Here is a 17,845-nt window from a genome sequence, read left to right on the forward strand (position 1 = left end):
TTTTATTATGGAATTTTGGTAGAAACTGGGGGACTTTTGATGTTTAGTTATTTTAAAAATAGTATTGTGAATACGCTAGATTTTCTTAAAGGAACAACGGCGTATTTTCGCGACGTGCTCTTGATGCACGGATTTATGTTATTCGTTCTATTGCCTTTATTGACAAGTTTGTCCAAATTGGTACTCAAAGAAGGTGGGATTGATTATATTTCCTACGATAACTTAGGGGCAATTGCTACGCAACATCCCTATGTCCTTTTGACTTTTCTACTAATTGGGCTATTAATTTTACTGGCGCTCTTTTTTGAATTTACCTTTTTATTGCTTAGTGTTTATTTTATTAAGAAAAAGCAACCAATTACTCTAACGCAATTATTGCACGGCACCTTGCTTCAGATCAAAAAAGTTCGAGGAATTACCTTTCTGTTTTTCCTGGCATATTTCTTTTTGATTTTACCATTAAGTGGGTTAACCTTCCGCTCTTATTTATTAACAAGAGTTAAGATTCCAGCCTTTATCTTAGATTTTATTTTTGCAAATCGCGTCATTATTATTATTGGTTTCGTATTGTTAGAACTGATTATCTTATATTTAGCGATTCGACTTGCTTTTGCCCTTCCAGAGTTGATTTTACGTGATGTTGGTTTTCGTGAGTCTTTGAAACGTAGTTGGCAAATTACAAAGCGACGCTTTTTCCAGATTTTAGGGCAATTTATTATCATTGGAGGAACTGTTTTAGGGATTTTTACGGCTGGCTATTTCTTGATATTTTTAGGTCAAACCGCCGTTGAAACGTTTAAACCTGAGTGGTCTTTACCTAGCGCTGTCATCGCTATGACACTCCTTCAGGTTATGATGCTTTTAAACTTGGTGTTGTCTAGTGTTGCTATTTTTTACATTATTGTTGATGATATGGAGGATGAAGGGATTTTGCCTGACACGCCAGAATGGTTCACCCCGAAATCAGAGGTTCGGGTAGAATGGACCACCTTCAGAGTCGTTCTTTTTTGTTTGATTGCAATCATCTTCGGAATTGGTGTAGGCACCTATAATACGAATTACCTAAGTCATACACCTGACCGAAAACCGGTTACCATCTCCCATCGTGGTGTCAATGGTAACAATGGCGTTCAAAACACCTTAGACTCTTTAATCGAGACCAATAAGGCAAAACCTGATTATGTTGAAATGGATATTCAAGAAACCAAAGACCATCAATTTATTGTCATGCACGATTTTAATTTACGGGCGTTAACGGGCGTTAATAAACGACCGAATCAATTAACACTTAAAGAATTAACGAATATGAATGTCACAGAAAATGGTCAAACTGCTAAAATGGTTTCTTTCGATGATTATTTAGCCAAAGCCAATCAATTAAAACAACGTTTATTAATTGAAATCAAAACCACGCCTCAAGATAGCCCTGATTTAGTGCAGCGCTTTGTCAAACAATACCGTGAAAATATTTTAGAAAACGGTCATATCCTTCATACCTTAACCTATGATACGGCGATGGCCTTAAAGAAAGAAGAACCACGCTTTTATGTAGGCTACGTTATTTCTTTTAACATTGTGGGACCACCTAAAATGCCAGTTGACTTTTTTACTATGGAATACAGTACAATGAATCGTAACTTTGTAAATGCCGCTCATCATGATGGGAAAAAGGTTTATGCTTGGACAGCAAATGATGAAGATGTTATGACGCGAATGATTTTTTATGGCGTCGATGGCATCATTACCGATCAGCTCAGTCTACTGAACGAAACAATGAAAACCGATTTAGAAAATCCAACATACTCCGATAAACTGTTGAATTTCGCTATTGGAATGGGTTAAAAAAAGAGCGTGGGACAAAAATCACTTTGGATTTTTGCTCCACGCTCAAAAACTGATAAACGGCGGGAACAGAAGCAACTCCTTCGGAAATAAGCCGGAATTATCCAAAAATTAAAGAACAATTTTCGGAAATTCCTTCTTATTTCTCGGAGTTAAACGCTTCTGTCCCGACCTCTTTTACGTTCATGTTAGTTGTTTTTACCAAAAATTCTTAAGAAAGCTAAGAATAAGTTGATGAAGTCAAGGTATAATTGTAATGCGAAGAAAACGGCCATCCCAGTACCTGCTTGATCACCTGTTTGCGCATAGACTTGGCGTATACGTTGGTTATCATAAGCAGTAATCCCTGAGAAAATTAGGACCATTAAAATGGAAATAAAGAATTCTACAGCACTACTGTGTAAAAGGAACATATTTAGCAACATCGCAATGATAATTCCGATTAAGGCACTATAAGCGGCATGACCAACTGCTGATAGGTCTTTCTTCGTAAAGACACCTACTAATGACATCGCGCCAAAGGTAGCTGCTGCACTTAAAAATGCGCCGGCCACTGTTCCACCAGTATACATTAATAACGTCACGGATAAAGTGACACCATTTAATAATGCATACGCAACAAATCCTGCAATCGCAATGGTTGGATTCTTCTGTGCTTTTGCGCCTAGATATAAAACTAAGCCAATTTCAACAAGCCAAATCATCCAAAAAGCTAAGCTTGATTGGAATAAAGTAGCTAGAACAGGTAAAAAGACAGTTGTCATTGCATAAGCCATGATTGCGCTAATACCAATTCCTAACGCTAAAAATCCGTAAATTTTGGCATAAAATTTATTCAAACCTGTGCCAGTTTGGATATACTCTTGATTATTCATAAGTTAAAGTCCCTTCTTTCTCTGTTAATTCATCAATCGTCACTTGGGGTGGTTGAACCATCACCACTGCATCTAACACGCGATTTTCTTGCTCATTAACAGCCTCAACTGAAATGGTAATCACATCTTTCATTTTGTCGACTTTGATTACTTCTAATTGGAAAGTCAATGTTTCGTAATGAAAAACGGGTTCCACAAAGTTCACAGAGAAATTCACAACATGGGAACCTGGTCCTGGCAAATGTTTTGAAATCGCACTAGTGATAATTCCCATCAGCATAATTGATGGTACGATTGGTTTTTCATATTCTGTTTTTTGGGCATAATCATGTTGGATATATAAAGGATTCGCATCATTGGTCAAGCCCAAGTAAAGTAATAAGTCCTTGTCTTCAATTGACTCTGTCAAGGACAACGAATCTCCCTCTTCGATATCTTCGATGGTTTTGCCTAATTTTCTCGGTTTTCCGATATTCAAATTAGTACACCTCCGTTATTGATAAGATAATTGTACCAAAATGTACTTAAAAGGCAAGTTAAAAAGTAGTCTTTAAAGGATGTTTAAACAAAACCAACTTATCTGCCATGCTAGATTTTAAAAACAAACAACGGAACAGGAGCAGCTTCTTATTTTTTGAAGCCAGATACCCCTGTCCCGATTTTATTTATGTTCTCTTATAAAACGTTTCTAGTTGTGTTACTTAGTAATGTTTCGTAAGCTTGTTCAAATTTCTGAACGTCGCCAGCACCCATAAAGACCACCACTGCATTTTCAAAATCTAGTAAAGGCGACACATTATCTTCGGTAATTACTTGTCCACCTTTTTGAATTTTTTCGCCTAAATCTTCAATGCGTACCTCGCCTTGTGTTTCACGCGCAGAGCCAAAAATATTACATAAGAATACTTCATCTGCCAAATCCAGTGCTTCAGCAAATTCATCCATTAACGCAATTGTTCGTGTAAATGTATGTGGCTGGAAGACAGCAATAATTTCTTTGTCAGGATATTTTTGACGAGCGCCATCAATCGTTGCTTTAATTTCAGCTGGATGGTGCGCATAATCATCAACAATAATCATGTCACTGACTTTTTTCTCGCTAAAACGACGTTTTACACCTTTAAAACTTAGCATTTCTTCTGCGACTTTTTGCATATCAAGTTTTTCAAAATAAGCCACAGCAATCACACCTAGCGCATTCATGATATTGTGATGGCCAAATGCTGGTAAGACAAAATGACCTACAAAATCATCCTTGTGATAAACATCAAAAGATGAGCCTTCCGTTGTTCGTTGAATATTTCGTGCTTGGATATCATCCTCTTCACTGACGCCATAATAATAAACTGGCACTTCTGATTCTAACTGACGAAGATACTTATCATCACCATAAGCAAAAATTCCTTTTTTGACTTGATGAGCCATTGTTTGGAACGCTGAAAAAACATCCTCAATGCTCTTGTAGTAATCTGGATGATCAAAATCGATATTCGTCATAATCGCATAATCTGGTGAATAAGCCAAGAAATGACGACGATACTCACACGCTTCAAATGCAAAGAAATCAGCATCTGGTTCGCCGTGGCCAGTGCCATCCCCTATTAAATAACTAGTTGGATTGATACCACTTAATACATGTGCTAGCAAACCAGTCGTGCTTGTTTTCCCATGTGACCCTGTTACAGCAATGCTTGTATAGGGTTCGATAAAACGAGCAATGAAATCGTGGTAACGAATTACTTCTGCGCCTAATTCGATGGCACGGGCGATTTCCTCATGGGTATCTGGAAAAGCATTTCCAGCAATAACAATCATGTCTTTATCAATATTATCTGCATTAAATGGTAAAATAGGGACACCTGATTTTTCAAGATCCCGTTGTGTAAAGAAATACTCTTCTACGTCTGATCCTTGAACGTTGTAGCCTTTTTGGTGTAAGACCAACGCTAATGAGCTCATGCCAGAACCTTTAATTCCGACAAAATGGTATAATTTGTTCTCTTGATTTCCCATTATAATCCTCTTCTCTGTCACTATATAAAACATACCTTTTTTAAAAAAATTTCAATCATACGAGATTCATTATCGTATAAAACAAAAAAATAATCAACTATTAAAACAGAATAAAAAACTTACATGTTTCAAATCCACATGCAAGTTTCATCTCTTAACTAAAATATTTACTGTTTTCTAATACAGAACTTGAATCTTCTAGCATCCCACTTAATGGTTTATCCAAGATGCCCTTTTTCTTCTCTTCTGTCACAGGTGCTTCCGGCTCCACTTGAGCATTCGCTTTAGCTAATTTTTTCCCATAAGCAGTTTGACTTTTAGCATTTTTCTTTGCGGCATTCAAACGGGAACGCGAACGTAAATCTAACGCATCTTCGCCAAAACGTTCTAAGTCTGGTTTGATTTGTTGATATTGTCGTCTAGTTAAAGGAATCTCAGGTTCTGAGGTTGGAATATTAAATTTCCGCACCGTTGGATCTTCTTCCGTATCTTTCACTTGAAAAGCCGTTGGTTCATCATCAAGAATGACATATGAACGACGATCTTTTTTCATTGCTTTTAGCAACTCTTCTTCAGTAAAACTAGGTTCCTGTTCCTCAGGAATCACAGAAGCCGGGATATATTTAGGAACAAAATAAGAAGGTGTCGTTTTTTGCACTAATGGTGATGCGGCAGGTCTACTTGGTTTCGCTACGACTTCTTTTTTTTTATACGTTTGTGTCCAGCCATTTCCTTTTGGTGTCCCAAAAAGGCTATTATTTTTTTTCGTTGCTTGTTTATTTTTCGTTGCTTTACTAGCATGTTTTGTATAGTCTGGCAAATTAGAACGATGACGTGCTAATTGCTCTTGTTGTGCTGCCGTTAATTGTTGTGTTTGTTTATTTGTAGTTGATTGATTCGTTGTTGGTTGTTGGACGGATGGTGTGCTTTGTCTAGTATCTTCGGCAGATGTTGCAGTTCTTCTGCTACCAGACATTGCTTTACCAATCAGATCATCTTGAAATAAGTTACGTTCATTATCTGTTGGTAATTTTACGCCCTGTTCATCATCATAAGCTGGAAAACGGAAATGTTTTCTCTTCACTTGAGCATTATCCATTGCGGTCATTCCTTTTATTTTTCTTTCTCATTAGTTTAACACATTCTCAATGAATACTAAAGAACTTGCCTGAATTTTTAAGAGAACAAAAAAGAAACCTCTGTTTAAAAAGGTTTCTTTTTCTGTTTATTTATCTAGTTGTAATTTGGCAAAGTCCGCTTTGATTTGGATGAACGACTGAAATAATTGTAAAAACTGAAAGAGCCGCGCCCGATTTTCAAATTCATTTCTTGTTTGCGGCAATGGTTTTGTGCGATAGGTTTCATAAACGTTCTTAATTCGATTCATAATTTCTTGTCCATCATTATTCTCTGCAAATGTTTCTGCCGTATATTCCAACAATTGTTGAATATAGCGAACTTGTTGCGCATCAACAGTAATATCTTCTAATAATTCCAACATGTTTTTTAGAATATTACTTTGCATTTTTCTCATCGCAAAGTACTCTAAATAGTACGTATTGGTAGACAGCAATTGATTCTCGGCATGATTTTTGGCCCACGTCTCGCCTGTGCGAATAAAGGTTTTTAAATCTGCACAATACATGACCAAATTTCGCTCTCCTGCAGCGTTGTTTAAATGTAGCGCCATTTCCCTTAAAATTTTACGAAACATTGTTTCAATGACTTCTTGGTCTTCTCTTAAACGTTTTTCTGTATCAGGCATATAAGAATTAGCTAATAACGCTAGTCCCACACCAATACTCATTAATAAAAACTCATTTCCAATAATCGCCCAAGAAAGATTTTTTTCGACTAAATAATGAGTTACCAAAACGGAACTCACAACAATCCCATCAGATAATTGAAAATACACAGCTGCTGGAATAAATAATAACAAAAAAATACCAAAAGCAATCGCTGTAAAACCTAAAAAAGTAAAACAAATATACGCTAAAATAGTTGCTAAAGCTAAGGATAACAAACGATAAATCCCTGTCATGACAGATGTTTTTTTCGTGCTAGTAACACTTAAAACCGAAATAATCCCTGCCGAAGGGGCATAAAGTAATCCCAGTTTTTCCGCAATAATCATTGCTAATGCAGCGCTAATGGCTGTCTTGACTGTTCGTAAACCAATTTTCATGCATACTCCCCTTAAAAAATAATAATTCTTCACTTTTCTCTAGTAATTTTACCTCTATTTCGGTTATCATTAAAGAGAAAAGTTATTTAGGAGCGAATATTTATGATAGTGGGTCGATTTCGTTTAGGCATGCGAACGTTAAAAACAGCAATTGCTGTCATGCTGTGTATTCTTTTATTTCAATTTTTCCATCGTGGCTCACCTATGATTGCCTGTTTAGCAGCTGTTTTTTCGCTAAGACAAGATTTAAATACCAGTTTGTCTTTTGGAAAATCGCGCATTATTGGAAACACATTGGGTGGCTTTTTAGCTTTGCTTTATGTATTAGCACAAGATTATTTTCCTAATCAACACTTAGTAGAATTACTGCTACTACCACTTTTAGTCATTATCGTCATCGTTGTTTCTGATGGGATTAATAACAATGCTGGAATCATTTCTGCAACTGCGACACTTTTAATGATTTCTTTAAGTATTCCGCAAAGCGATTCCTTTCAATACGCAATGGAACGTGTGTTGGATACATTCATTGGGACCTTTATAGCGATTGGTTTAAACGTCTTTTTACAACCTAAGCCAGCAGAAGAAGCCCATGAAATTTCTGAAGATTTAGCTGAATTAGAAAAGAAGGAAAAAGAACTAGAAGCTCTACGCCAACAAGTTCAAGCGCGGATTGCTGCAGAAGAAAACACTGACGACAAGGTAAATAAATAAAGAAACAGCCGATTGAAGAGAACAACAATCGGCTGTTTCTTTATAGTTCCCAATTCGTTTTTGCTTGAAAGTTGGCGGCTGCGCCAATCAAGTTGGCATCATTTTGATAATGGCAGGTCACGATTTCTGGAACAAAATCTTTTAATTCAAAGGTCTGTAAATGCGTTAGCATCCGGCGATTAATCTCTGCTAATAAGCCTTCTTTAGCAGAAACACCGCCTCCAAGTACAATCATTTCAGGATCATAAGAAAACTGTAATCCGAATAATCCTTGTGTTAAATAATCATAAAAATTATTGACTTCTTCGCGAGCAACCTCATCCCCTCGTTGTGCCAGTTCAAAAACTTCTTCTCCTGTCACCGCCTGTTTTTCGACTCCAATTCGTTCACAATAACGCTGAGCCATTTTGACAGCTGTGCCAATTTCACTGAATGTTTGGCCATTACTTAAAAAGTTCAGTCCAAACTCGCCTCCATATAAATGAGCACCTTTGTACAATTCGCCATTTCGAAAAATCGCTCCGCCAATTCCTGTCCCAATAACGACAAAAAGCACTTCTTTTTTCCCTTTCGCCGCGCCTTCATATATCTCAGCTAAACCAGCACAATTCGCATCATTTTCGATAGTCACTGGTAACCCAAACAACGCTTCTAATTCTTCATAAATGTTAAAATGATGAATATATGGAATGGCGGAAATCCCTAAAATCTGTTGACTTTTTTCGTCAACTACTCCAGGTGAACTAAAAGCAACACCACTAATCGACTCATTTCTTTTGTCTGCATAAACCGAATATAAATGCGCTTTCATTTCTTCCCAAGAGCCAGGTGTTGGAAAGCTCCCTTGATTTGTTAATTCTTTGCCTGTCCAAACGCCGTATTTCACGGAAGAACCGCCAAGATCAAATGCTAAAATTGCCATATTTATCCATCCTTTTCTACTTCTGTTTTCTTATTTCTTCGATACGTATACGGTCCATGATAGGTCTCATCAGGATTTTTCGTCAAGCGAAATTTCAATGGAACATAGTCAATGCCGCCTTTAACAAAAGGATGACATCGTAAAATCCGTGCTACTCCCATCGTTGTTCCTTTGACACTTCCATGTGTATGAATTGCATCAATCATATATTGTGAACACGTTGGGTAATAGCGACAACGTGCAGGCAATCCTGGAGAAATAAATCGTTGATAAAAACGAACACCGCCGATTAACGGATTTTTCATAAAGTGCCTTCTTTCTAACTAATTCTTACTAAAGAATAGCTTGTTTTTTCATGTTTGGCAAGTCCTAGTTACGAGAAATCACACCAGGTGCACCTATTACGAATTCTTACATTTCTGTTGCTATCCAAATGAAAAAAAACGTGCTACACTATAAAAAAAGGAATGGAGGCTTAGTAAATGGGATTAAAATTTGAACGTTCCAATGACTTAGATAAACTCTTCGATTCTTTCGCCGTTGATCCATTAAAGAAAGAAGTCCCTCTTGAAGAACTGGCAAAACAACGACAAGAAGCAAAAAAAGAAGAAGCAAAAAAACAAGCAAAAGAGTAATTTTGCTTGTTTTTTTCTATAGAAACTTTTCAATTGCTGTCCAAGCTGCTTCTTTTCCTTCTTTTGTTTCAGAAGAGAAAATAATAAAGTCATCTTGTTTATCAAAATTCAAGGCTTTTTTGATGACACTCTCGTGTTTGTTCCATTTGCCCCGCGGAATTTTGTCTGCCTTAGTTGCCACAATAATAACTGGCAAATCATAGTATTTCAAAAATTCATACATTTGGATATCATCTTGGGTCGGCGGATGACGTAAATCAATTAAAGAAACGACTGCACGTAATTGCTCACGTTGCGTGATATACGTTTCAATCATTTTTCCCCACTTCGCACGTTCTGTTTTAGAAACTTTGGCATAACCATAGCCAGGAACATCCACAAAATGTAAGGCATCCTCAATTAAATAAAAGTTTAGCGTTTGCGTTTTACCAGGTTTGCCTGAAGTTCTTGCTAAATTTTTACGATTAATCAAGGTATTAATAAAAGATGATTTCCCAACGTTCGAACGTCCAGCTAAAGCAATCTCCGGTAACTGAGATTCAGGATATTGTTTAGGGGATACCGCACTAATCACGATTTCTGCATTATGTACGTTCATTGTTTTCCTCCGTTCTTCTATTCAGTCTTTCATTCAAAAGCTTAACAAAAACAGCTCTTTCGGAGATCCGCCGAAAGAGCTGTTTTCAGCTTCAATCTTATACAGCTTCTTTATCTTTTTTGTTATAAATAATTGTTGGTTTACCGGTACCTTCAGCTGCCATTTTAGTAATGATAACTTTTTCAATACTTTCATCTGAAGGAACATCAAACATTACGTCCATCATAATTTCTTCAATGATTGAACGAAGTCCGCGTGCGCCAGTATTACGTTCAATAGCTTTGGCTGCGATGGCTTTTAATGCTTCTGGTTCAAATTCTAATTTAGTGTCATCAAGAGACAATAATTTTTGATATTGTTTCACCAAGGCATTCTTCGGTTCTGTTAAAATTCGAACTAAATCATCATTCGTTAATTTATCAAGCGCAGCCATTACAGGTAAGCGTCCAATAAATTCTGGAATTAAACCAAATTTCAATAAATCTTCTGGAATAATATGTTGCATGATGCTTTCTTCTTCATTTAAAGCAGAATTAGTTTTACCAAAACCAATAGTTTTTTCGCCTAAGCGGTTTTTAACAATAGTTTCAATTCCATCAAATGCTCCACCAACGATGAAGAGAACATTCGTTGTGTCAATTTGGATAAATTCTTGATGTGGATGTTTGCGGCCCCCTTGTGGTGGTACACTTGCAACTGTTCCTTCAAGAATTTTTAGTAAGGCTTGTTGAACACCCTCACCTGAAACATCTCGAGTAATCGAAACATTTTCACTCTTACGGGCAATTTTATCAATCTCATCAATATAGATAATGCCCTTTTCCGCACGTTCAACATTATAGTCAGCAGATTGTAGCAATTTTAAAAGGATATTTTCAACATCTTCCCCTACATAACCTGCTTCTGTTAAACTGGTCGCATCAGCGATCGCAAAAGGTACATTTAATGTTTTTGCTAACGTTTGAGCCAAGAAAGTTTTACCTGAACCTGTTGGTCCAATTAAACAAATGTTACTTTTTTGCAATTCAACGTCATCTTGAGTTGCAGCTGTTTCTGATTGATTCACACGTTTATAGTGATTGTAAACAGCAACAGAAAGTGTGCGTTTTGCACGTTCTTGTCCAATAACATATTCATTTAAAACATTTAAAATTTCTTGGGGTTTTGGCACATCCGTTAATTCTCGGACTGCTTCATCATAAAATTCTTCATCAATAATCTCTTTACATAGATCAATACATTCATTACAAATATAGACACCCGGACCAGCAACAATTTTTTTTACTTCTTCTTGTGTTTTCCCACAAAATGAACAACGAACGGTCCCGTTATTATCCGTATTGTCGTACATGTTCGTCACCCCTCTAAAAATCAAAAAATGACTGTCATCACAGTCTCTCATCATAATAGCACAAACCACTTTAAAATGCGAACATCTCAGATAGAAAGTTTTATTGTTCTTAGACTTCTTATGGTATACTACATTATATAAAAGCACTTTCATAAAAAGTGATTGTGTTGAAACAAATTGGAGGAATTGTGATGTTAGAACAAATTTTACTAGGTACCTATACTCGAAGAGCCAGCCAAGGCATTTATAAAATTGCATTAGATACGACACAAGGTCGTTTAACAGAAGCGACACTTTTGTTAGAAGAAACGAGTCCTACCTATCTTGCTCTGAGTCAAAAGGGTGAACTTTTTAGCGTCACTAGTGTTGACGGTGAAGGTGGCACTGCCGCTTATCAACCAGAAATGGACCATTTTAACTTATTGAATAAAGTAACTGAGGAAGGTGCGCCACCATGTTATGTAGCTGTTGACGAAAACCGACAACTTGTCTATGCAGCAAATTATCACCAAGGTATCGTTCACGTGTATCGTATCTTAGAAGATGGTTCTTTGGAAGATGCTGACAAAGTGATTCATACAGAGCCAACTGGTCCTCATGAAAACCAAAACAATGCCCATGTTCATTACACAGATTTAACACCTGATCAACGCTTAGTCGTCTGTGATCTAGGAACCGATCGTGTGTATACGTATAATGTTAGCTTAGATGGAAAGCTTTCTGAAATCGCTCAATTCGTGACTGAGCCAGGGACTGGTCCACGTCATTTAGTGTTCCACCCAACAAAATCATTGGCTTATCTATTTGGTGAATTAGATAGCACTGTCTCAGTTCTTTCATATGATGAAACAGATGGTTCTTTCACTGAATTACAAAAAGTTTCTACTTTACCTGCTGATTATGATGCGTTTAATGGTGGTGCTGCAATTCGTATTTCTTCTGATGGCCGTTTCCTTTATGCTTCAAACCGTGGCCATAACTCGATTGCTGTCTATGCTGTTTCAGAAAACGGCGAAGCGATTGAACGAATTCAATTAATTTCAACAGAAGGCGATATTCCAAGAGATTTCGATTTAGATCCTTCTGAAGATTTCGTTGTTGTCGCTAATCAAGACTCTGATAATTTAACACTTTATCGTCGGAACCAAGAAACTGGCTTATTAGAAATGATTCAAAAAGATGTTGCCGTTCCCGAATGTGTTTGTGTTTTATTTGTATAATTAAGTTGACTATTTCCTTGGAAAATAACAGGAATCAGATGCTAAATAATTTTTGCATCTGACTCCTGTTTTCTTATTTTAAACGATGGATTGTTTCTCTAATTCTTTAACGTATAGATAAAAAGAGCCAAAGTCTAAGCGATTCATTTGTAAAGATTCATGAATTTTTGTGAACCCTTTACTTTCGAAAAATCGAATCATTCTATGGTTTGTATGATTAGTTTGAGCATACATTTTACGTCTTCCTTCCCAGACTGCCCGTTTCTCCAATTCATGGAACAATAAACTGCCATAACCCTTGGCAATATAATTAGGCGAAGTTGCAAAGCGCTTTAGCCAAACAAAGTCTTGTTCCTGCTCCATACAGAACGTTGCCATTGAAAAAATCATTTCTTCGTGCACTAACAAATACAATCGTTTTTTTGTAATGTCTTCTTGGATATCTCCTTGAGAAGGATAGTCCTTTGTCCACTGTGTAATGCCCACAACGTCCATGTATGCCTTTACTTCTGTTAAAAATTGAAGAATCATCGGTAACTCTTTCTCATCAGCCACTCTAATTTTCATTGTGTATTCTCTTAATAAGGTAACAATAGAATCGACAAGACAATCACACTAATAATGCCAATGATGGTCGGTACACTCGTCCGTTTTAAAATTCTGATGGGACTAACTCCTACTGTTGATGCGACAATCATGACAACTGCTGCTACAGGAGAAATCGTTCTAGTTAAATTCGCGATCATCTGCATTGGCAAGGAAATTAAAATACCATCAATCCCAGCTTTTTCGGCAATCCCAGGGATTAGTTCGATAACCGCATAAAACATTGCCAGTCCACCACCGCTTAAAATTCCAAAAAGGGTCGTTGCACCGCTGAAAATTAAGGTCGTAACGATTCCTGCTGAACTTGACGCTTCGACAGATGCCATAATACTATCAATAATTCCTAACGTTTGAATCGCAGACGTGAATAATGAACCGCCTACGACAAGCATCACGACTTGACTAAACCCTTGCCCCATTCCTTTAAACATCTCGACAGCCGTATCTTGAACCTTTTTAAAAGATTTCAAGCGAAGCGTCTCAACCAATACCGCAATGAAGAAAGAAATAAATGTAAGAACAAAAATATCCATCGTTATTCCTTTGACAAACATTCCTGCGATTCCCACTCCAACAATTAATAATAGCGGTAATATTGGCAATATTGCATAAAATTTAGGAACATCAAATTCTTTTTGTTTGCTTAAGCCTTCTTCATTTAATGAGACATAGGCAGCCTCACCTTCTTTTTTATCGCAGTATTTTTGCCAGAAGTACTGTGCAACCGCAATGATTAATAACGATGGCAGCGAAATTTTGGCATTCCATACAACATAATTTAACACATCATAACCAAGGGTATTTGCGGCGATTACGTTATCCGCGCCTAAAGGTGTTGGCATGATAGTTGCCGTCATTGCAATCACACCTGCAGCAGTTAATGATGAAATCCCCATGCTGGCTAGCATCGGATATAATATAGACATTAAAATAATCGCTAAGCTTGATGCACTAGGAACTACTAGTGACATTAAATTTCCAATTAAAAAGACCACAGGGACAAATAACGATTTACGTTTAATCTTCATTAATGGTTTCACCAAAAAGTTGACAGCCATCTGATTGGCCCCGATTGCATTCATATAGCCTGAATAACCAAAAAGAATCATAATTACAATTCCTGCTGAACTCACTTGTGCAATAATTGTATCTTTAAACTTCAAGAAAATATCAAATAATCCAAAACCGGTTCCTTCTCCTGCAGGATAAATAGGATGTCCTAACATCCATGCACAGGCAAGTAGAACAAGCGCACCAATAATTAAACTGAGTGCGGGATGATAATTTTTTACAATCAAATAGGCTACAGCAACTAAAACGACCAATACCAATAAACTTTCAATCATACTTATCCTCCTTCAGTTAATTAACCGCTTTCATTTTTTCGACAACCCATTTTTGAAAAGCTTCAACATTTACATCTATACAGGCAACGGCATTCGTGTTTTTATGATACTTCATTTTTAAATCTGCAACAGTAGCTCCCGCAGCTGGACCTTCCAAAGCAACTTCAATGAACGTTTCAGTTGTCTCAAATAATTCTGGTGAAGTTAAATAGGCAATCGCGCAGACATCATGCATTTTCAAACCTGTAGTTAAACTGCCGCCTCTATAATGACGGAAAAGACCATAAAACATTTCCCCCACTCTGCCAAGCGCTCTGATGGCTGTTACTTCATGATTCGTTAACACAGCTTGACTTGTAACATCTAATCCTACCATTGTTAGCGGGACACCTGATTGGAAAACAATTTGTGCAGCGTGTGGATCGACATACGTATTAAATTCGGCACTTGTATTTGTATTTCCCCTTGCTAATGAGCCACCCATCATGACGATTTCTGCAATATTTTCTTTGACTTCTGGATAGAGGGTCAGTAACAAAGCAATATTCGTTAATGCAGCAATTGGAACAATGGTCAAAGGAACATCACTAGACAAAATTTCTTTTCGCATAGCTTCCACTGCATGAATATCTAAACACGTAGAGATAGGTTGCGGAAACTCAAAGCCATCCATGCCAGTCTCCCCATGAATCTCAGCAGAATCTTCCAATTGAATAAGTAACGGACAATTACACCCCTTGGCTACAGGAACCTTTTTCCCAAAAAAATCGACAAGTTTCAAAGCATTATTTGTTGTTTTTTCTACATCTACATTCCCTGCAACCGTCGTTATTAAGCGAACTTCTAGGTTAGGATGATTCAGTGCAATCGCTAAAGCTACAGCATCATCAATTCCTGGGTCCGTATCAATAATGATCGGTCTTTTCTTTGTATCCATTTTTCTTCCTCCATTCACATTTAGGAAAAACATTTCCGGAAACGTTTTCTTAATTTGAGATTAACAGCGCTTTCATTAAAAGTCAAGCAGAATTTCTAAATAATAAATAATTAGGCTTTTTCTTGACTTTCTGCTTTTAGAATGCTTACTATAAAAAAGAGTTCAGTGAAAGGACGAAAATGATGAATATTAAAGATATTGCAAAATTGGCTGGCGTTTCCGCTTCAACTGTATCCAAAATTATAAATAATAAAGATCAAACTATTAGTAAAGAAACCCGTGAGCGTGTCTTAAAAATTGTTCGAGATTACAACTACACACCTTACTCAGCAAATCTCGTCACAAATAGTACTACAAAAACCTTCGTGTTATTATTAAATAGCCATGAAACTTTTGAGGCTTGGGTTACGAGCTTTATTGATAAAGCTCAAGAAAATGGCTATAGCTGCTTGATTTTAAATAGTCACGGTAGTTTAGAACAAGAACTGAAAAATATTACCTCGCCAACTTTAAAACAAGCCAGTGGCATTATTTGGGACCCAATCAATGAAAACAGTAAACAATACGCGAAATTTATAGAAGAATTAACGATCCCTTACTATTTCGTCAATCACTCAACTAACGAATTGCCTTCTCTAGCGGGGCTTTATGAAGAAGCTAGTTATGTTTTAACCCAAGAATTATTACAGAATAACCATAAAAAAATTAGTTATTTCGTCACTAACCCAAAATATAAAGAAGCAATTATTGCAGGCTATAAAAAAGCCTTGTTTGATGTCAATTTACCCTTTAGTAAAGAAAATATTTTAACTACTATCCCTGCTGATTTCAGTAATCAGCTTATCACAGATGGGATTACGGGTATCCTTACCGATGACTATACCCAGGCTGTTTTTTTGGAACAGCTTTTAAAGCAGAGCGGTTTACGAACCCCCGATAATTACTCTTTACTCGCAATTAAGCGAAAAATTGATCGTTCATTTTTACCTGATCATATTTCTTCCGTCTTGTTAGATACAGAGACGTTTGGCAGCCAGTTAGCCTTGTTATTGCTTAACAAACGCAAAGAAAAAACAGCCTTGATTAATGAGGCTGAAAAATTGGTGCTAGATCACAAAAATACATTAGGCGTGTCTAGTGTTAATCCACATAGCAAAATGATTGTAGTGGGTAGTTTAAACGTTGATAATTATCTGTATTCAACAAATTTACCACATAACGGCAAAACAAATTTTCTGTCTAGCTATGCTAAATTCCCCGGCGGAAAAGGATTAAATCAAGCTGTTGGCTTAACCAAACTGGGCCATCAGGCCACCCTAATTGGTTGTTTAGGCTCAGACACAGATGCGAATTACTTATATAAAGAATTAGAAAAATACCACGTTACGACAGATGGTATCACACGTATTCAAGATACTGAGACTGGTCAAGCTTATATTTATGTTGAGACAAGCGGCGACTCCATGATTTCAATCTTACCTGGCGCAAACACAGCGCTTACGCCTAAAAAAATCGCACAGCAAAAACACCTATTTATGGATGCCAGTTTTTGTCTCATTCAAACAGAAATTCCTTTGTCTGCTGTAGAGAAAGCTTGTGAAATCGCCCAACATTCAGGGGTACCGATTATTTTAAAACCAGCTGCTATTCATCATATTCCAGTGAATATACTAGAAAAGGTTGATTTTTTCATTCCCAATGAAGATGAATTATTGGAACTTCAACCAGATACTGGTACATTAGAAGAGAAAGCGGCGTACTTCTTAGAAATGGGCGTAAAAAATGTCATTGTTACTTTAGGAAAAAAAGGCGTGTTATTAAAAACACCCCAAGTGTGCCACTATTTCCCTGCAACAGAAAATATAGCTGTGGATAGTACTGGTGCCAGTGACAGCTTTATCAGCGCGCTCGCCTCCTATCTTTCGAAAGGTTATCCGACTGAAGCAGCCATTCAAATAGCAATTCAGGCTGCAGGATTTTCAGTTTCTAAAGAAGGGGTGATTGATTCTTTAGTTGATCATGTCACTTTGGAAAATTATTTGATAAAAAAAGAACCCGCTCTCTTTGCTCATCGTAACGAGGTCAGGACAGATTTCTAAAAGGCTCAACAGAGACAACTGATTCCATGAAAAAAACAAATAAGAAGGAATTTCCAAAAATTCGCATGAAACATACTAGAATTGAAAAAGCCTAGTGTTCTTTAATTTGGGCAGGCCCATTCTTTCCCCATGTAAATACATTGCTTTCAACTGTTCCTTTTTTTGCAGTGAAATAACTCAATTCTTAGTAATTTTCATGTAGAGATTGATGTGATTCGATCCTTGCCTCTCAAAGTCCTAATTGCGACGAGTAATCATAGAGCAATCTTCGTCGTAAGTACTTCTGTCCCCACCGCTTATCAGTTTTTAAGCCTGGGAAAAAAATCACTTTGGATTTTTTCCCAGGCTCGTTTTTATTTTACAAATATACAGAACCACTTTTACGGTATTAATCTCCAGTGTTATCAATTTCTATACATTAGGTTACTCATCTATTAAAAAAATTTAGTGAGCGCCTGGTTATTAAATGACAGACCTTTGTCTTAGTACTACAAGTATTAAG

Annotated in this window: 17 protein-coding genes; 5 read left to right on the forward strand and 12 right to left on the reverse strand. The window is 36.9% G+C overall.

The window, feature by feature from the left end:
* Positions 1 to 39 precede the first annotated feature (39 nt).
* Positions 40 to 1,842, forward strand: coding sequence for a glycerophosphoryl diester phosphodiesterase membrane domain-containing protein (locus IGJ52_RS08100; protein WP_438792020.1), 1,803 nt, complete (start codon positions 40 to 42; stop codon positions 1,840 to 1,842).
* Positions 1,843 to 2,030: 188 nt separating this feature from the next.
* On the opposite strand, the gene IGJ52_RS08105 is transcribed toward IGJ52_RS08100, so the two are convergent.
* From IGJ52_RS08105 to IGJ52_RS08125, 5 genes are all read right to left on the reverse strand, one after another.
* Positions 2,031 to 2,717: a Bax inhibitor-1/YccA family protein gene (locus IGJ52_RS08105; RefSeq protein ID WP_002364139.1), complete on the reverse strand. Its 687-nt coding sequence runs from the start codon at positions 2,715 to 2,717 to the stop codon at positions 2,031 to 2,033.
* Positions 2,710 to 3,195 (reverse strand): MaoC/PaaZ C-terminal domain-containing protein, encoded by a 486-nt coding sequence (locus tag IGJ52_RS08110; RefSeq protein ID WP_002357164.1) that lies wholly within the window; start codon positions 3,193 to 3,195, stop codon positions 2,710 to 2,712. The genes IGJ52_RS08105 and IGJ52_RS08110 overlap by 8 nt, the downstream gene beginning before the upstream one ends.
* A 197-nt stretch (positions 3,196 to 3,392) precedes the next feature.
* Positions 3,393 to 4,730: a UDP-N-acetylmuramate--L-alanine ligase gene (murC, locus tag IGJ52_RS08115; RefSeq protein WP_002357163.1), complete on the reverse strand. Its 1,338-nt coding sequence runs from the start codon at positions 4,728 to 4,730 to the stop codon at positions 3,393 to 3,395.
* A gap of 154 nt (positions 4,731 to 4,884) precedes the next feature.
* Positions 4,885 to 5,838, reverse strand: a complete 954-nt coding sequence (locus tag IGJ52_RS08120; RefSeq protein WP_002360064.1) for a hypothetical protein — start codon at positions 5,836 to 5,838, stop codon at positions 4,885 to 4,887.
* 117 nt (positions 5,839 to 5,955) lie between these two features.
* Positions 5,956 to 6,915: an aromatic acid exporter family protein gene (locus tag IGJ52_RS08125; RefSeq protein ID WP_002419923.1), complete on the reverse strand. Its 960-nt coding sequence runs from the start codon at positions 6,913 to 6,915 to the stop codon at positions 5,956 to 5,958.
* Between the two features lie 102 nt (positions 6,916 to 7,017).
* Here IGJ52_RS08125 and IGJ52_RS08130 point away from each other — a divergent pair, with 102 nt between their 5' ends.
* Positions 7,018 to 7,629 carry an FUSC family protein gene (locus tag IGJ52_RS08130; protein WP_086280282.1) on the forward strand — a complete coding sequence of 204 codons (612 nt, stop codon included), beginning with the start codon at positions 7,018 to 7,020 and terminating at the stop codon, positions 7,627 to 7,629.
* 40 nt (positions 7,630 to 7,669) lie between these two features.
* On the opposite strand, the gene IGJ52_RS08135 is transcribed toward IGJ52_RS08130, so the two are convergent.
* Both IGJ52_RS08135 and yidD read right to left on the reverse strand, forming a co-directional pair.
* Positions 7,670 to 8,551: an ROK family protein gene (locus IGJ52_RS08135; RefSeq protein ID WP_002365792.1), complete on the reverse strand. Its 882-nt coding sequence runs from the start codon at positions 8,549 to 8,551 to the stop codon at positions 7,670 to 7,672.
* Between the two features lie 2 nt (positions 8,552 to 8,553).
* Positions 8,554 to 8,856, reverse strand: coding sequence for a membrane protein insertion efficiency factor YidD (yidD, locus tag IGJ52_RS08140; RefSeq protein WP_002357157.1), 303 nt, complete (start codon positions 8,854 to 8,856; stop codon positions 8,554 to 8,556).
* Between the two features lie 177 nt (positions 8,857 to 9,033).
* On the opposite strand from yidD, the gene IGJ52_RS08145 reads away from it, so the two are divergent.
* Positions 9,034 to 9,186 (forward strand): SPJ_0845 family protein, encoded by a 153-nt coding sequence (locus IGJ52_RS08145; protein ID WP_002362024.1) that lies wholly within the window; start codon positions 9,034 to 9,036, stop codon positions 9,184 to 9,186.
* 16 nt (positions 9,187 to 9,202) lie between these two features.
* On the opposite strand, the gene yihA is transcribed toward IGJ52_RS08145, so the two are convergent.
* On the reverse strand, positions 9,203 to 9,784 hold the full coding sequence (gene yihA, locus IGJ52_RS08150) for a ribosome biogenesis GTP-binding protein YihA/YsxC (RefSeq protein WP_002357155.1): 582 nt from the start codon (positions 9,782 to 9,784) through the stop codon (positions 9,203 to 9,205).
* Positions 9,785 to 9,881: 97 nt separating this feature from the next.
* Positions 9,882 to 11,135, reverse strand: coding sequence for an ATP-dependent Clp protease ATP-binding subunit ClpX (gene clpX, locus IGJ52_RS08155; protein ID WP_002357154.1), 1,254 nt, complete (start codon positions 11,133 to 11,135; stop codon positions 9,882 to 9,884).
* 191 nt (positions 11,136 to 11,326) lie between these two features.
* Between clpX and IGJ52_RS08160 the strand changes: the two genes are divergently transcribed.
* A complete protein-coding gene (locus IGJ52_RS08160; RefSeq protein WP_002366856.1) occupies positions 11,327 to 12,355 on the forward strand; it encodes a lactonase family protein in 1,029 nt (342 codons plus the stop codon).
* A gap of 78 nt (positions 12,356 to 12,433) precedes the next feature.
* Here the strand turns inward: IGJ52_RS08160 and IGJ52_RS08165 are convergent, their stop codons facing one another.
* From IGJ52_RS08165 to rihC, 3 genes are read right to left on the reverse strand one after another with little or no spacing between them, the layout of a single operon-like run.
* The gene (locus tag IGJ52_RS08165; protein WP_002407510.1) at positions 12,434 to 12,922 is read right to left on the reverse strand and encodes a GNAT family N-acetyltransferase; all 489 of its coding nucleotides are present in this window, start codon (positions 12,920 to 12,922) and stop codon (positions 12,434 to 12,436) included.
* A gap of 11 nt (positions 12,923 to 12,933) precedes the next feature.
* Complete coding sequence (dcuC, locus tag IGJ52_RS08170; protein ID WP_002419926.1) at positions 12,934 to 14,307, reverse strand: C4-dicarboxylate transporter DcuC; 1,374 nt, start codon at positions 14,305 to 14,307, stop codon at positions 12,934 to 12,936.
* Between the two features lie 16 nt (positions 14,308 to 14,323).
* Positions 14,324 to 15,277, reverse strand: a complete 954-nt coding sequence (rihC, locus tag IGJ52_RS08175; RefSeq protein ID WP_002383111.1) for a ribonucleoside hydrolase RihC — start codon at positions 15,275 to 15,277, stop codon at positions 14,324 to 14,326.
* Positions 15,278 to 15,423: 146 nt separating this feature from the next.
* On the opposite strand from rihC, the gene IGJ52_RS08180 reads away from it, so the two are divergent.
* Complete coding sequence (locus IGJ52_RS08180; RefSeq protein ID WP_033601028.1) at positions 15,424 to 17,343, forward strand: PfkB family carbohydrate kinase; 1,920 nt, start codon at positions 15,424 to 15,426, stop codon at positions 17,341 to 17,343.
* The last annotated feature ends 502 nt before the right edge of the window (positions 17,344 to 17,845 follow it).

It is taken from the genome of Enterococcus sp. DIV1758 (genome assembly GCF_051711985.1).
GTDB classification, from domain to species: Bacteria; Bacillota; Bacilli; order Lactobacillales; family Enterococcaceae; genus Enterococcus; species Enterococcus faecalis.

Bases quoted from the DNA above. Each gene is read 5' to 3' on its own strand.
- IGJ52_RS08100 (WP_438792020.1), top strand. From the start codon at position 40: ATGTTTAGTTATTTTAAAAATAGTATTGTGAATACGCTAGATTTTCTT.
- IGJ52_RS08105 (WP_002364139.1), bottom strand. From the start codon at position 2,717: ATGAATAATCAAGAGTATATCCAAACTGGCACAGGTTTGAATAAATTT.
- IGJ52_RS08145 (WP_002362024.1), top strand. From the start codon at position 9,034: ATGGGATTAAAATTTGAACGTTCCAATGACTTAGATAAACTCTTCGAT.
- dcuC (WP_002419926.1), bottom strand. From the start codon at position 14,307: ATGATTGAAAGTTTATTGGTATTGGTCGTTTTAGTTGCTGTAGCCTAT.
- yihA (WP_002357155.1), bottom strand. From the start codon at position 9,784: ATGAACGTACATAATGCAGAAATCGTGATTAGTGCGGTATCCCCTAAA.
- murC (WP_002357163.1), bottom strand. From the start codon at position 4,730: ATGGGAAATCAAGAGAACAAATTATACCATTTTGTCGGAATTAAAGGT.
- yidD (WP_002357157.1), bottom strand. From the start codon at position 8,856: ATGAAAAATCCGTTAATCGGCGGTGTTCGTTTTTATCAACGATTTATT.
- IGJ52_RS08160 (WP_002366856.1), top strand. From the start codon at position 11,327: ATGTTAGAACAAATTTTACTAGGTACCTATACTCGAAGAGCCAGCCAA.
- IGJ52_RS08120 (WP_002360064.1), bottom strand. From the start codon at position 5,838: ATGACCGCAATGGATAATGCTCAAGTGAAGAGAAAACATTTCCGTTTT.
- IGJ52_RS08165 (WP_002407510.1), bottom strand. From the start codon at position 12,922: ATGAAAATTAGAGTGGCTGATGAGAAAGAGTTACCGATGATTCTTCAA.
- IGJ52_RS08125 (WP_002419923.1), bottom strand. From the start codon at position 6,915: ATGAAAATTGGTTTACGAACAGTCAAGACAGCCATTAGCGCTGCATTA.
- rihC (WP_002383111.1), bottom strand. From the start codon at position 15,277: ATGTTTTTCCTAAATGTGAATGGAGGAAGAAAAATGGATACAAAGAAA.
- IGJ52_RS08130 (WP_086280282.1), top strand. From the start codon at position 7,018: ATGATAGTGGGTCGATTTCGTTTAGGCATGCGAACGTTAAAAACAGCA.
- IGJ52_RS08180 (WP_033601028.1), top strand. From the start codon at position 15,424: ATGATGAATATTAAAGATATTGCAAAATTGGCTGGCGTTTCCGCTTCA.
- clpX (WP_002357154.1), bottom strand. From the start codon at position 11,135: ATGTACGACAATACGGATAATAACGGGACCGTTCGTTGTTCATTTTGT.
- IGJ52_RS08135 (WP_002365792.1), bottom strand. From the start codon at position 8,551: ATGGCAATTTTAGCATTTGATCTTGGCGGTTCTTCCGTGAAATACGGC.